Source organism: Halomonas sp. I5-271120, assembly GCF_030553075.1.
GTDB lineage: Bacteria > Pseudomonadota > Gammaproteobacteria > Pseudomonadales > Halomonadaceae > Onishia > Onishia taeanensis_A.
This window is the reverse complement of record NZ_CP130701.1, coordinates 1,126,835-1,140,157: the sequence shown is the minus strand read 5'-3', so window position 1 is coordinate 1,140,157 and position 13,323 is coordinate 1,126,835. Positions and strand designations below refer to the sequence as shown.

General features: G+C 63.7%; 11 protein-coding genes and 1 tRNA gene. 7 read left to right on the top strand and 5 right to left on the bottom strand.

Annotated features, from left to right (window positions below; genetic code table 11):
* Nucleotides 1-84: 84 nt before the first annotated feature.
* Nucleotides 85-1,365: an MgtC/SapB family protein gene (locus tag Q2K57_RS05015; RefSeq protein ID WP_304526224.1), complete on the bottom strand. Its 1,281-nt coding sequence runs from the start codon at nt 1,363-1,365 to the stop codon at nt 85-87.
* A gap of 441 nt (nt 1,366-1,806) precedes the next feature.
* On the opposite strand from Q2K57_RS05015, the gene Q2K57_RS05010 reads away from it, so the two are divergent.
* From Q2K57_RS05010 to Q2K57_RS04985, 6 genes are all read left to right on the top strand, one after another.
* Entirely contained in the window at nt 1,807-2,943 is a 1,137-nt protein-coding gene (locus Q2K57_RS05010) for an ABC transporter ATP-binding protein (RefSeq protein WP_112053785.1), read from the top strand.
* A 193-nt stretch (nt 2,944-3,136) separates the two neighbouring features.
* On the top strand, nt 3,137-4,264 hold the full coding sequence (locus Q2K57_RS05005; protein ID WP_304526223.1) for an ABC transporter substrate-binding protein: 1,128 nt from the start codon (nt 3,137-3,139) through the stop codon (nt 4,262-4,264).
* Nucleotides 4,265-4,395: 131 nt separating this feature from the next.
* Entirely contained in the window at nt 4,396-5,649 is a 1,254-nt protein-coding gene (locus tag Q2K57_RS05000; protein ID WP_304526222.1) for an ABC transporter permease, read from the top strand.
* A gap of 4 nt (nt 5,650-5,653) precedes the next feature.
* Nucleotides 5,654-6,505, top strand: coding sequence for an ABC transporter permease (locus tag Q2K57_RS04995; RefSeq protein ID WP_112053783.1), 852 nt, complete (start codon nt 5,654-5,656; stop codon nt 6,503-6,505).
* A 196-nt stretch (nt 6,506-6,701) separates the two neighbouring features.
* Nucleotides 6,702-7,514 carry a DUF1206 domain-containing protein gene (locus tag Q2K57_RS04990; protein ID WP_304526221.1) on the top strand — a complete coding sequence of 271 codons (813 nt, stop codon included), beginning with the start codon at nt 6,702-6,704 and terminating at the stop codon, nt 7,512-7,514.
* 356 nt (nt 7,515-7,870) lie between these two features.
* Complete coding sequence (locus Q2K57_RS04985) at nt 7,871-8,029, top strand: YqaE/Pmp3 family membrane protein (protein WP_112053781.1); 159 nt, start codon at nt 7,871-7,873, stop codon at nt 8,027-8,029.
* 100 nt (nt 8,030-8,129) lie between these two features.
* On the opposite strand, the gene Q2K57_RS04980 is transcribed toward Q2K57_RS04985, so the two are convergent.
* Both Q2K57_RS04980 and Q2K57_RS04975 read right to left on the bottom strand, forming a co-directional pair.
* A tRNA-Thr gene (locus tag Q2K57_RS04980) sits at nt 8,130-8,205 on the bottom strand.
* A gap of 120 nt (nt 8,206-8,325) precedes the next feature.
* Nucleotides 8,326-9,150: an acyl-CoA thioesterase II gene (locus Q2K57_RS04975; RefSeq protein ID WP_304526220.1), complete on the bottom strand. Its 825-nt coding sequence runs from the start codon at nt 9,148-9,150 to the stop codon at nt 8,326-8,328.
* A 77-nt stretch (nt 9,151-9,227) separates the two neighbouring features.
* On the opposite strand from Q2K57_RS04975, the gene tadA reads away from it, so the two are divergent.
* A complete protein-coding gene (gene tadA, locus Q2K57_RS04970; protein ID WP_304526219.1) occupies nt 9,228-9,683 on the top strand; it encodes a tRNA adenosine(34) deaminase TadA in 456 nt (151 codons plus the stop codon).
* A gap of 71 nt (nt 9,684-9,754) precedes the next feature.
* On the opposite strand, the gene Q2K57_RS04965 is transcribed toward tadA, so the two are convergent.
* Both Q2K57_RS04965 and mltF read right to left on the bottom strand, forming a co-directional pair.
* A complete protein-coding gene (locus tag Q2K57_RS04965) occupies nt 9,755-11,722 on the bottom strand; it encodes a diguanylate cyclase (RefSeq protein ID WP_304526218.1) in 1,968 nt (655 codons plus the stop codon).
* Nucleotides 11,719-13,191 (bottom strand): membrane-bound lytic murein transglycosylase MltF, encoded by a 1,473-nt coding sequence (gene mltF, locus Q2K57_RS04960; protein WP_304526217.1) that lies wholly within the window; start codon nt 13,189-13,191, stop codon nt 11,719-11,721. The genes Q2K57_RS04965 and mltF overlap by 4 nt, the downstream gene beginning before the upstream one ends.
* Nucleotides 13,192-13,323: the final 132 nt, after the last annotated feature.

The following is a 13,323-nucleotide window of genomic DNA, read 5'->3' as shown; positions in this document are numbered from 1 at the left end:
GCCCTTGGGCTTCTGGTCCCTCTCATGCGGCTCGCCCGCTTGACTCCCTTTCCCTTGCAGCGCTCCAGGCGGTTGGTCGGTGTCCTAGATCAGCCAGGCCACCGCCAGCCCCGCCATCAGCGACACGGTCATCGGCCCTGCCACTCGCCAGCCCAGTTGCCGGCTGCCGATGACGCTCGCCAGTCCCGCCTTGACCAGATTGTTGACCGACGCCGCCAACACGATGCCGAGCACGGCGGTGGGCAGTGCCAGGCTGTGTTCGGCCATGCGCGTCAGCGACAGCGTGATGGCATCCACGTCGGCAATGCCCGAGACCGCCGACAGCAGATAGATCCCGGCATCGCCGAGCCACTCGCGCAGCCACTCTCCGAGCAGCATTACCGCTGTCAGTAGCGCGCCGAACAAAAGCGCCGATTTGAGCTCCAGCGGGTTCTGAGTGGGCGTTGGTTCCGCCAGCGCTGCGCCGTCATGGTGGTTGTGCCATAGCCAGAGCGCCGGCAGCCACAGCAGCGCCGCCATCACCGCGACCGGCACGATCAACGGGCCCAGCAGGGCCGGATTGATCACCAGGCAGTAGAGCAGAATGCGCGGGAACATGGTGCCGCAGGCGATCAGGATGCCGGCGGCCAGCAGCGGGCCGAGCCCTTCCGAGCGCCGCGACAGGCGGGCGAAATGCAGGGTCAGGGCGGTGGAGGAACTCAGCCCGGCGAACAGGCTGGTGAAGAGGATGCCACGGCGGGTGCCGCCCAGGCGCATGGCGAAATAGCCGACGAAGGAGATCGCCGCGATCATCACCACCAGCCACCAGATGGCGGTGGGGTTGAGGGCCCCACCGGGGCCCAGGTTCTGGTTGGGCAGCAAGGGCAGGATCACCACCGAGATCAGCAACAGTTTGAAGCCCGCATCCAGCTCATGGCGCTGCAGCTTATTGAGCAGGCCATGGATCTCGTGCTTATTGTCGAGGATCAGCGTGGTGATCACGGCCGCTGCGGCGGCAAGGGTCGGGTCGACAGCCACGGCGAGGGAGCCGTAGCAGAAGGTCAGCAGCATGCCGACCATGCTGGTGATGCTGTAGTCGGGCACCTCGCGAAGCCGGGCCTGATAGGCAATCAGGCTGGTCACTACCACGCCGAGGAAGATCGCTGGAAAGGCCCAGACCGTGATGCGTTCGGCAAGCAGGGCGGCGATGCCCCCGAGCAGGCCCACTAGTGCGAAGGTGCGAATGCCGGCGATGCGCTGGCCGGCGGCCTCGCCTCGGGCTTCCCAGCCTCGTTCCAGGCCGATCAGTGCACCCAGCAGCAGCGCCACGGCGAGCCGGATGGCCAGATGATGGCTGGTCAGAAACTGGCGGGTGACCTCGTCCATGGGCACGCCTCCTTGCCCGTCCGATATCGGCGGGATTCGCATCAATGGCGTCAGTATGGCCCTCAGTAGGCATCGCTGTCGTCAGCACAGTTAGCCGGTTGCCACCAAGTTTCTTGCGGGCAACGAGGCCTTCCGAGCTCATCCGGGCAGGCTTAGATCAACCAGGTGTATCGGGTCAACCACGCCGCTGGTGAGGGGTCTCTGGCGGTATTCGACCCGCTGATCTGACGACACGGAAATCGCCGCAGCTATCAGAAACCACACCGGCCGACACCAGCGCCATTCAACGCTGGTTGTCCCACCCCGTGCTTGTCTTGCGATAGATATCCGCTCTAGTGTCGATGTGAGCTGTGGAAAAGAATGAGGCCCATCCTCGCTGGAGGCCGCATTCCGCAGCCGTGCCCGAACAATCACAATAACGGCGACGCACAGGAACCCGGCATGACCCAGACCCTCGCAGCAGCGCCCAGTGCCCCGGCCGAAGCCGATGAAGAATCGCTATTTGCCCGCTTTATCGATGTCCAGAAGAGCTATGACGGCGAGAGTCTGGTCGTCAAGGGGTTCAACCTCGATATCCGCCAGGGGGAGTTCGTGACCCTGCTGGGGCCGTCAGGGTCGGGCAAGACCACCTGCCTGATGATGATGGCCGGTTTCGAAACCCCCACCCATGGCGAGATCCTGCTCAAGGACACGCCGATCAACGGTCTGCCGCCCCACAAGCGCGGCATCGGCATGGTGTTCCAGAACTACGCGCTCTTTCCGCACATGAGCGTGGCCGAGAACCTGGCCTTTCCCCTCGAGGTGCGGGACCTGTCCAAGGATGAGATCAACCAGAAGGTCAAGCGGGCGCTGGACATGGTGCACCTGGGCGACTTCGGCGACCGTCGCCCCGCCCAGCTCTCTGGTGGCCAGCAGCAGCGGGTGGCGCTGGCGCGGGCGCTGGTCTTCGAACCCGAGCTGGTGCTGATGGACGAGCCGCTGGGCGCGCTGGACAAGAACCTGCGCGAGGAAATGCAGTACGAGATCAAGCGCATCCACGCCGACCTGGGCGTGACCATGATCTATGTGACCCACGACCAGACCGAGGCGCTGACCATGTCGGATCGCATCGCGGTCTTCAACGATGGCGTGGTGCAGCAGCTGGCGAGTCCCGAGACCCTCTACGAGGCCCCCGAGAATGCCTTCGTGGCCTACTTCATCGGCGAGAACAACCGCCTAGTCGGCGAGGTGGCCGCGCAGCAGGGCGAGACATGCACGGTGCGCCTGGACAGCGGCGAGACGGTGACCGCCAAGCCGGTGGCCGTCGAGGGCCCCGGGTCGCGCACGACGCTGTCGCTGCGCCCGGAGCGGGTCTCGATCCTCCGCGAGGGTGACGCCGAGCGCTTCGATAACGTCTTCAGCGCTCGCGTTCAGGAAGTGATCTACCTGGGCGATCACCTGCGCACCCGCCTGTCGGTGTGCGGCAGCGACGAATTCATCCTCAAAACGCCCAATGCCGCCGGCTTTGAAAGCCTGCGGCCGGGTCAGGACATCCAGGTCGGCTGGTGCAGCGTCGACTGTCGCGCACTGGATGCCTAGGCAGGGGCCGTGGGGAGACCTATCCCCTTGCAGAGACGCCGTGGATCACGCGAGGCGTGGCAGCGCGGCATCATCGGCAATATCTCAACCGCTAAGCAGGGAAAGAGTCAGTACGGCAAAACCCAGTACGGCAAAACGAAAGACAGCAAAAAACGTACGGTAAAACCAAGCACAACAATAAATGGAGAATGTCATGTACAACGTCATGAAGCAGGTGGCAGGTCGTCGCTCGCTGCGCATCCGGCGTGCCTCGTTGGCCCTGGTCGGCCTCAGTGCGCTGGCCGCGGCGGTCAGCGCCCAGGCCGAAACCCTCAATATCGTCTCCTGGGGCGGGGCCTACAGCGAGAGCCAGCAGAAGGCCTACCACGAGCCCTGGATGGAGAAGACCGGCGACGAGATCGTCAACATCGACCGCAGCGGCAACGCCCTGGCCGGGCTGCGTGCCCAGTCCCAGGCCGGCAACGTGACCTGGGACCTGGTCGACATGCTGCCCGCCGATGCCCTGATCGCCTGCGCCGAGGGCCTGATCGAGCCCCTCGACCATGATGCCCTGCTGGCGGATGCGCCGGACGGCACGCCGCCCAGCGAGGACTTCGTCGACGGGGCGCTGGATGAGTGCTTCGTCGCCTCGATCGTCTATTCCAACATCGTCGCCTTCAACACCGAGATGTTCCCCGAGGACAAGCAGCCGAGCACCATCGCCGACGTTTTCGACCTGGAGAACTTCCCGGGCAAGCGTACCCTGATGCGCAAGCCGATCAACAACCTCGAGTGGGCACTGGTCGCCGATGGCGTGGCACCGGAAGACGTCTATGACGTGCTCTCCACCGAGGAGGGCGTGCAGCGCGCCTTCGCCAAGCTCGATACCATCAAGGATCAGGTGATCTGGTGGCAGGAAGGCGCCCAGCCCCCCCAACTGCTGGCCGACCAGGAGGTCGCCTTCGGCTCGGCCTACAACGGGCGGATTTTCAACGCCATGCTGAGTGAGGGGCAGCCCTTCGAGATCATCTGGGATGCCCAGGTCTTCGAGCTCGATGGCTGGGTGGTGCCGACCGGCAAGCTCGACAAGGTCAAGGACTATCTCAACTTCGCCACCGATACCCAGCGTCTCGCCGACCAGGCCCGCTACATCTCCTACGGTCCGGCCCGCAAATCGTCCTCAGGCATGGTCTCCACCCATGCCGAGACCGGCATCGAGATGACCCCGCACATGCCGACCTTCCCGCCCAACTTCGCTACCGCCATTCCCAAGAATGACGAGTTCTGGGCCGACAACATCGATGAACTGAGCCGCCGCTTCGACGCCTGGCTGGCCATGTAAGACTCAGCGCCGCCTTCGGGCGGCGCTCTCTTTCTCCGTGCCTCGCCTGCGCATCACGCCTGCCGTGATGCGCGGCGGGGTCGCGAATGCCCGGTGAGTTGATCACCGGTGACCCGAATGGAGAGGCTCGCGTGTCTGATTCCCCTTCTGCTCCGCTGACCACTGCCGACGGCGTGCCGCTGAAAGTCAGTCTGCGCCGCGCCTCGCGCCGGTTGAAACTCAAGGCCCTGCTGCTGGTCTCGCCGCTGCTGGCCTTCCTGATCATCGCCTTCGTGATGCCGATCTTCGACATGCTCTGGCGCAGCGTCGACAACCCCGAAGTCTCCAATGCCCTGCCGCGCACCGTGGCGGCTCTCGAGAGCTGGGACGGCGCCTCGTTGCCCGATGAGCCGGTCTACGCCGCCCTGGCAGAAGATCTTGAGATCGGTCAGGAAGAGCGCAATCTGGGGTTGGTGTCGAGTCGCCTGAACTACGAGAAGTCGGGCATGCGCTCGGCGGTAATGGGCACCGCCCGGCGCCTGTCACGCATCGAACCGCCCTACAAGGCGGCCTTGATCGATGCCAACGACGCCTGGGGCGAGCTCGAGACCTGGCAACTGATCGAGCGTGAATCTTCGCCCTATACCCTGTCGTACTACCTGGCGGCGGTCGATCTTCAGTACACGCCCGCCGGCGACATTGTCGAGGTGCCGGACTACCTGCAGATCCATGTGGCGCTGTTCTGGCGCACCTTCTGGATGAGTGGCCTGATCACCCTGCTGACGCTGGTGCTCGGCTACCCGGTCGCTTTTCTGCTGGCGAACCTGCCGGCGCGGCGTGCCAACCTGCTGATGATCCTGGTGCTGTTGCCGTTCTGGACCTCACTGCTGGTGCGCACCACCACCTGGATCGCCATCCTGCAGTCCCAGGGGGTGCTCAATGACATGATGGTGGCGCTGGGGGTCGTCGCCGACGAAGCGCGATGGCAGATGATTCACAACAAGACCGGCACCATCATCGCCATGACCCATATCCTGCTGCCGTTCATGATTCTGCCGCTGTACTCGGTGATGAAGACGATTCCTCCAAGCTACATGCGGGCCGCACGGTCGCTTGGCGGCAAGCCGTTCCTGTCGTTCCGGCGCGTCTACTTCCCGCTGACCATTCCCGGCATCGCCGCTGGCGGGATTCTGGTGTTCATTCTGTCGATCGGCTACTACATCACGCCGGCGCTGGTAGGCGGCCAGTCGGGACGCTTCATTACCAACTACATCGCCTACCATATGCAGACCTCGCTGAACTGGGGCCTGGCCGCGGCGATCGCTTCGATCCTGCTGTTCGTGGTCATCGTGTTCTACATGATCTTCAACCGCCTGATCGGCGTCGACAAAGTCAAACTGGGGTAATGTGATGGCGATTCCTTCCTATGCCACCCGTGGCGAGCGCATCTGGCATTACGTCTTTCTCGTCCTGTGTGCGCTGGTCTTCCTGTTTCTGGTCGGCCCGCTGCTGGTGATCATCCCGCTGTCGTTCAATGCCGAGCCGTACTTCACCTTCTCGGAGGCGATGCTGAACTTCGATCCGGAAGGCTATTCGCTGCGCTGGTATCAGGAGTTCTTCACCTCCAGCGCCTGGCTGAACTCGATCAAGAACAGCTTCATCGTCGGTATCTCCTCGACGGTGCTGGCCACGGTGCTTGGCACTATCGCCGCGCTTGGCCTGTCGAGCCGGCATATGCCGGCCCGCGGGCTGATCATGGCGCTTCTGATCTCGCCGATGATCGTGCCGCTGATCATCTCGGCGGCGGCGATGTTCTTCTTCTTCTCGAAGATCCAACTGGCCCAGACCTATCTGGGGGTGATCCTAGCCCATACGGCGCTGGGCATTCCCTTCGTGGTGATCACGGTGACGGCGACCCTGTCGAGCTTCGATACCACCCTGATTCGCGCTGCTCACAGCCTGGGTGCCAACCCCACACGCACCTTCTTCAAAGTGGTACTGCCGCTGGTTACGCCGGGGGTCGTGTCGGGGGCGTTGTTCGCCTTCATCACCTCTTTCGATGAGGTGGTGGTGGTGCTGTTCATCGCCGGGCCCGAGCAGCGCACCATGCCGCTTCAGATGTGGTCAGGCATTCGTGAGCAGATCAGCCCGACCATCCTGGCGGTAGCGACGATGCTGGTAGTGCTGTCGATGCTGCTGCTGGCAACGCTTGAACTGCTGCGCCGCCGCAGCGAGCGGCTGCGTGGCATGAGCCCGGGCTGACACTTCCCACCTGGGCTACTTCGCCGGCCTCACTCTGGTCGCCGACCGCTCGCGGTCGGCGTCGTTGGTTATAGCGGAACTGTTGGAAAGGGTTTCCCGGCATGACCATGTAGTCAAACGCCCGGGGGGCCCTTACCATCGTGATCCTGAGCCTGAGGCGTTCCCCTCGACCCCCGCCCCTCGGCACGGAGCCCCCATGACGCGATCCGAGACACGACTCAAGCAGGGCCTTTCCCTTGCAGCTCGCGCCGGCTATGTCGCCAAGGGAATCGTCTATCTGCTGATTGGTGGCCTCGCCTCCCTGGCGGCGGCTGGGCTTGGCGGGGACAATGTGGGTTCCAAGCAGGCGATCAACCAACTGGTTAGTCGACCTTTCGGAGACGTCATGCTCGGCCTGCTGGGCATCGGGCTGTTCGCTTACGCCTTGTGGCGCCTGTTGCAGGCCCTGTTGGATACCGAGGAGGTAGGGCTGGGCCTCAAGGGAAGCGGGACACGCCTGGGCTTTCTCGTCAGCACCCTCACCCACGGCAGCCTGGGGGTCTACTGCTTCGACCTGTTGCGTAACCTGGCGATGGCGTCGGGGGAAGGCGCCGCTCAGGATCGCACCGCCCTGCTGATGAGCCACCGGGGAGGCGTGGCCCTGATCTTCGCCGTCGGTCTGGTGTTCCTGGGGGTCGGCCTGCGTCAGCTGTGGCGGGCCATCACCCGCTCCTACCTCAAGAACTGGCATCACCAGGACATGTCCACGGCGCAGCGCCGCTTCTTCGAGGGCATCACCCGCTGGGGCCTCTCAGCTCGCGGGGTGGTCTTCATGATCATCGGTCTCTTTCTGTGCATCGCCGCATGGCGAACCGATCCGAGTCAGGCTCAAGGGCTCGGCGGCGCGCTGAACGTTCTGGCCGCCCAGCCCTTCGGCCCCTGGCTACTGGGCGTGGTGGCTCTCGGCCTGTTCGGCTATGGGCTCTACTGCCTCATCAACTCCGCTTTCCGGGATACCAGCGTCGACTGAGTGGGCACGCGACAAGCCTCGGGAATAGCCCTGAGGCTAGCCCCGAGACTTGCTCTAAGACTTGCACTGAGACTTGCACTGAGACTTGCTCTTAGACATAGCCGAGCGAGATCAACGCCGAGAAAGTAAACCTTTACGAAAACCTGGCCCTTGGCGATGGTGAGGAATGGTGAGGTCAGGTTCATACCCGTAGCGCTAGCTGATGGCATTGGCCCCGCTAGGCTGGAAGAGGTCCGGGACAGTGCGCCTTTCTACTCTTCCTGCGCTCTTGACTGTTTACGCTCGGAACATTCCGAGACACGCAGTGGTCGATACAGGCAAGCAGGCTCATCGCCATCAATACAAGGAGTTATCTCATGGACGTTATCCGCATTGTGCTCGCGATCCTGCTGCCTCCGGTGGGTGTCTTTCTTCAAGTCGGTCTCGGTCTGCAGTTCTGGATCAACATCCTGCTGACGCTGCTCGGCTACATACCCGGCATCGTTCATGCGGTGTGGATCATCGCGCGGCGGTGAGGCGACAGGACTACTAAGACGGTGTCAGTTATGCATGACGGCATGGGCGGACGTGCTCTTAAGAGCCTATCCCCCAGCGCCTGCACGTTATTGCTTGTTCTGGTGCCGATGAGTGGATTCGAACCACCGACCTGCGCATTACGAATGCGCTGCTCTGCCAACTGAGCTACACCGGCACGACGGGGCCTAGAATGCCTGAGCGGAGCCCCGAGCTGAGAATAGGGGCAACGCCCGTCGCCTGCCAGTTCATCCCGCCGGGTGTCCGTCCTTGGGTGCCGGTTCTTGAATGCTTGCCGTCAGCCTTCGAAATCGCGAACGCGGGTCAGGCCTTCCTGGGCGGAAGAGGCGACCAGTCGGCCCTTACGGTCATAGATGCTGCCGCGAGCGAAACCGCGTGCGCCGCCGGCCCAGGGACTGTCCATGTCGTAGCGTAGCCAGTCGTTGACGGTGACGTTCTGATGGAACCACAACGAATGATCGAGGCTGGCTATCTGCAGCTGCGGGTCACCGAAGGCAACGCCGTGGGAAACCAGCGAGGTGGTCAGCAGATTGAAATCCGAGCTGTAGGCCAGCAGATAGCGGTGCAGGGCAGGGTCGTCGGGCAGCTCGCCCGCCAGCCGGAACCATAGGCGTTTGCGCGGCGCGCCGTCGTTGCCAGGGGCCTCGTCGTCGAGGTGCAGGAATTCGATGGGGTGGCCGTTGAAGCGCTGGACCTTGGCGCCTTCCTGAATCAGCGTCTCCGGGTCGTCGACGTCGGGCATGGTGAGCTGATGATGAAAGCCGTGCTCGTCGCCCTGAAAGGAGGCGCTGCAGAAGAAGATCGGTTTGCCCTTCTGGATGGCGGTGATCCGGCGGGTGGTGAAGCTACCGCCATCGCGGACCCGGTCGACCTGGTAGACCACCGGCAGCTGTGGATCGCCCGGCCTCAGGAAATAGCCGTGCTGGGAATGCACGCGACGTTCGGCGGGCACCGTGCGGGTGGCGGCCGAGAGCGCCTGACCGAGTACCTGACCGCCGAACAGCTGGGGGAAGCCCAGATCCTGGCTATGGCCTCGGAAGAGATTTTCCTCGATCATCTCCAGCCCCAGCAGGGCCACCAGATTGTCCAACGCTTGAGACATGATGTGATCCTCTGACATGGCGCTGCGAGCGCCATACGCTTGTTTCAATCTTCACAGCATACCCGAGAGGCTCGCCGATGCGCAGCGATGAATTCTACATGCACCGCGCCCTGGATCAGGCGCGCCTTGGCCTCGCAGCGGGTGAGGTGCCGGTGGGCGCCGTGGTGGTGGACGACGCCGGCGAGATCATGGGCGAGGGCTTCAATGCCCCGGTCGGCGGCCATGACCCCAGTGCCCATGCCGAGGTACGTGCCCTGCGCGATGCGGCTGCGAGGCTTGGCAACTATCGCCTCGACGGCTGCACCCTCTACGTCACGCTGGAGCCCTGCCTGATGTGTACCGGGGCGATCATCCACGCGCGCCTGGCGCGCGTCGTCTACGGCGCCGCCGAGCCCAAGACGGGCATGGTGGAATCCCGCGCCAACCTCTTCGCCCAGCCCTGGTACAACCACCGCGTCGAGGTGGAAGGTGGGCTGTTGGCCGCCCAGGCCAAGCGGCTGCTGAAGGCGTTCTTCGCCGATCGCCGTCAGTGACCGGCAGGGGCATGAGCGAAAGCGCGTGACCCAGCGCGCGTCGGTGTTCGGGTCGTCGTTGCGCGGCGTGGCTAGACCGGCATCGTGGCGCTGACGATTCGGTTGCGTCCCTGTTTCTTGGCCTGATAGAGAGCCTCGTCGGCGACCTGCATCAGCGTGGCGATATCCAGAGGCCCTTGCTCGAGGGCGGTCAGGCCGATGCTCATGGTCAATGCTTCGCCGTCATGGTGCTGGAGGTTGGCGGACTGGAGTGAGGCCTTGAGCTCATCGGCCACCCGCAGGCCCTGCGCGGTATCGCAGCCGGGCAGCAGTACGATGAATTCCTCGCCGCCGTAGCGAGCAAACAGACCGCCGGCTCGGCTCGCCACGGCCTCGCCCAGCTCGCCCAGGCGTTTCAGGTATTCGTCGCCTGCCGGATGGCCGAGGCTGTCGTTGATCCGCTTGAAGTGATCAAGGTCACATATCATCACGCACAGCGGGCGAGTGTCGTGCTGCGCCTTGAGGGTTTCCATCAGCATCCGCCGGTTGGCCAGGTTGGTCAGTTCGTCATGACGGGCCAGCCATTCGACTTCCTTCTGCAGGCGGCTACGGGCCTTGATTTCCCGGCGCAGCTGGGCGTGGGAGCCATGGAGCAGACGGTGCTGGATGGCCAGGTGCCGGTGAGAGAACAGCACCAGGAACAGTAGATAGGAAAGGCCCAGGCCGGTGGCCAGGCCGACCGCTGGCAGCCTGGCGTGGTACTCCAGCAGTCGCAGCCGCGAGGGCAGGGTCGTCAGCGTCAGCGGATGATCACCGATATGGATCTGCGCGGTGTTCGCCCAGGCGCGATTGCCGTCGCCGGGCCCCAGGATGGCCAGAGGTTTCGATGCCTGACGCAGTTCGAGCCGGGTGCGCTGCGCGTCGACGGTCTCCGTGAGCGTGTCGGTCAGGGCCTGCAGGCTGAGCACCATGGCGCTGGCGCCAATGAAGCGGCCGGTGGCGATTTGGGTCGGCAGGTAGTAGATGATGCCGTATTGACCCTGCAGCAGTGGGATGACGTCGGTAATCGCTTCCTGATGGTCGATCAGCGCTCGTTGCTGGGCCGGGCGCCCGGCAGGCTGGTTTTCGGATATCTTTATGCCCAGGAGGCGCTGATTGGCCGCATCCATGGGGTAGACATAACGAATGCGCGAATCGGGTTCGACCAGGGCGATGTTCACGAAATAGCCGAAGTCGCGATACAGCGGCTCGGCCATCACGGCCCAGCTGGCAGCATCCGGGGGCGAATCTAATAGCCGCCAGCCGTTGACGAAGCGCCGCATGGCACGCAGATGATCGAGGACCTCCCCGGAAAGGTTATCGGCCAGCCGGTCGTTTTCTTCCTTCAGCACGCTATGCAGGCGGCGGTCCTCGAGGAATTGCAGGTGCTGGGAGAATGCCAGGGCCAGGCCGCCGAGTAGCAGCGCCATCGACAGAGGGCGGACCAGCAGTTGGCGCTCAGCGATGAATGTGATGGTAAGGCGCAGTGCATGAGCGGCCAATAGGCAGCCCATGGGCACCAGCGCGGTCGGTGCCGCCGTATAGTCAATGACCCACCGCGTGGCTGGCATGATGCCAACGTCCAACTGAGCGAGCCACATCAGTACCGCCAGACCGAGCAGCATGGGGCTGCCCAGCGAGGCACGGCGCCCCGTCAGCTGGGCGCCGCCGAGCAGGATCAGGCAGAGTGTCGCGAGCAACGGTGCTCGCCAGTCCTCTAGGCCCGTGCCTGGCTGAAGCCAGGCGGCAATGGCCTGCCAGCGTGCCGTAGCGACCCAGTATTCGGGCAGCAGATAGCTCAAGAGTCCGAGCGTCAGGCACGCAACTGTGACGCTGGCCATGCTGCGTGCCAGGCGCGGCCAGTGGCAGAGCCAGGCGAGCTTGGCTAGCGTGAGTGCCAGGGTGGCCACCAGACTGGGGTCCCTGAAACCGATGTCCTGCGATAGGCCAGCCGCCACGATAGTGACAAGGGCCGAGCAGCACAGCAGCAGAGAAACGGGGGTGAGAAGGCGTCGGCTCATAGGATCGGTGGGATGCGATCATACTGCTGACCGTCGTCAGCCGTTTCGCTTTCTGCCCGCTCGTTGAGCTGGAAGAACTGCTGTTGACTGCGGTCGACGTAGTTGAGGATCTCGTAATAGCGCCGAATATTGCGCACGTAGATCACCGGCTCGCCGCCGCGGGCATAGCCGTGACGCACCTTGGAGTACCAGGCGCGATTCTGCAGCAGTGGCAGCGCCTCGCGTACGTCCGGCCAGGCATAGGGGTCACCGCCGCGCATCTCGGCGATCTTCTGGGCGTCATAGAGATGGCCAAGGCCCACATTGTAGGCGGCAAGCGCCATCCATAGCCGGTCATCGCCGGTGATTTCTTCCTGCAGGCGGTCCATCATCTCGCGCAGGTAGCGGGCACCGCCGTCGATGCTTTGTGCAGGGTCGAGACGGTTGCTGACGTCCATTTCGGAGGCGGTGGCGTTGGTCAGCATCATCAGCCCACGTACCCCGGTAGGCGAGGTGGCGCGTGGCTCCCAGTGGGATTCCTGATACCCGAGCGCTGCCAGCAGTTTCCAGTCGAACCCGGTCTCCCTCGCGGCCTTGCGAAACAGATCATCGTAGTCGTCGAGCTTCTCCTGAAGCTGGCGAATGAAGGTGCGGGCGCCGACGTACTCGAGATAGTCCTCCTGACCGAAGTAACGCTTGATCAGAGCATTGAGCGTGCCGTCGCGCCGCAGCGACGCCAGAAAGTCGTTCGCTTCGCGCTGCAGGCCAAGGCCGTAGTCGGCCGGAAAGGCCCAGACCATGCTCAGGGGTTCACCGAGAGTGACGCCATCATCGACGCCGGGGAAGAACAGGCGGTTGAGGGTAAACTGGTGGGTGAAGATCACCGCGGCATCCAGTTCGCCTTCTTCGACGCGCTGCAGGAGATCGGCGACCTCAAGGTCGCCGGCTTCGCGCCAGCTGAGTTCGGGAAACTCCTCCTGCAGGCCGCGCAGCACGCCACCGATCCCGGAGTCGCGAATGGTAGCGATCTCGAGACCCACGAGGTCCTCGACACTGTCCACCGGGGGCAGTCCGCGACGATAGACCACCTGCGGCTGTAGCTCGAGGATGGCGGTACTGAAGTTGAGGTCGGTTCTGGACGGTGCCAGGGTCAACGCCGCGGCGCCCACATCGCCCTCGCCACTGGCGACGCTCTGAAGCACGCTGGCGATGTCGCTCTTGGTTTCCATCGACAGGCTGACGCCCAGGTGGTCGGCGAAACGGCGCGCCAGTTCGTACTCGAAGCCGGTCGGTCCGCGGCGGCCTTCGTAGTAGCTGGTCGGGGTGTTGCGGCTGACGACAGTCAGGAAGTCGCGGTCGCGAACCTCCTCCAAATGGTGGTTTGGCGCCGGGTTCTGACGATGCGGCAGCAAGGCCAGGGTGACGGCCACGCCCAGCGACAGGTACCAGCGATGGTAGTGCAGCAGATGTCGGGCGACGGCCTTGAGCATTAGTAGATTCAGTCGCAATAAGGAAAGCTCACCTTAAACTACCCTTTTACAGGCTGCCACCTCGCGGATTTCGGTGGCGCGGCCTTTCCAGTATCATGGGGAATTCGTTGCCGCAGGCCGCGGCCCCCATTT

Coding starts and splice junctions, on each gene's coding strand:
- Q2K57_RS05015 (WP_304526224.1), bottom strand. CDS start 1,365: ATGGACGAGGTCACCCGCCAGTTTCTGACCAGCCATCATCTGGCCATC.
- Q2K57_RS05010 (WP_112053785.1), top strand. CDS start 1,807: ATGACCCAGACCCTCGCAGCAGCGCCCAGTGCCCCGGCCGAAGCCGAT.
- Q2K57_RS05005 (WP_304526223.1), top strand. CDS start 3,137: ATGTACAACGTCATGAAGCAGGTGGCAGGTCGTCGCTCGCTGCGCATC.
- Q2K57_RS04995 (WP_112053783.1), top strand. CDS start 5,654: ATGGCGATTCCTTCCTATGCCACCCGTGGCGAGCGCATCTGGCATTAC.
- Q2K57_RS04990 (WP_304526221.1), top strand. CDS start 6,702: ATGACGCGATCCGAGACACGACTCAAGCAGGGCCTTTCCCTTGCAGCT.
- Q2K57_RS04985 (WP_112053781.1), top strand. CDS start 7,871: ATGGACGTTATCCGCATTGTGCTCGCGATCCTGCTGCCTCCGGTGGGT.
- Q2K57_RS04975 (WP_304526220.1), bottom strand. CDS start 9,150: ATGTCTCAAGCGTTGGACAATCTGGTGGCCCTGCTGGGGCTGGAGATG.
- tadA (WP_304526219.1), top strand. CDS start 9,228: ATGCGCAGCGATGAATTCTACATGCACCGCGCCCTGGATCAGGCGCGC.
- Q2K57_RS04965 (WP_304526218.1), bottom strand. CDS start 11,722: ATGAGCCGACGCCTTCTCACCCCCGTTTCTCTGCTGCTGTGCTGCTCG.
- mltF (WP_304526217.1), bottom strand. CDS start 13,191: ATGCTCAAGGCCGTCGCCCGACATCTGCTGCACTACCATCGCTGGTAC.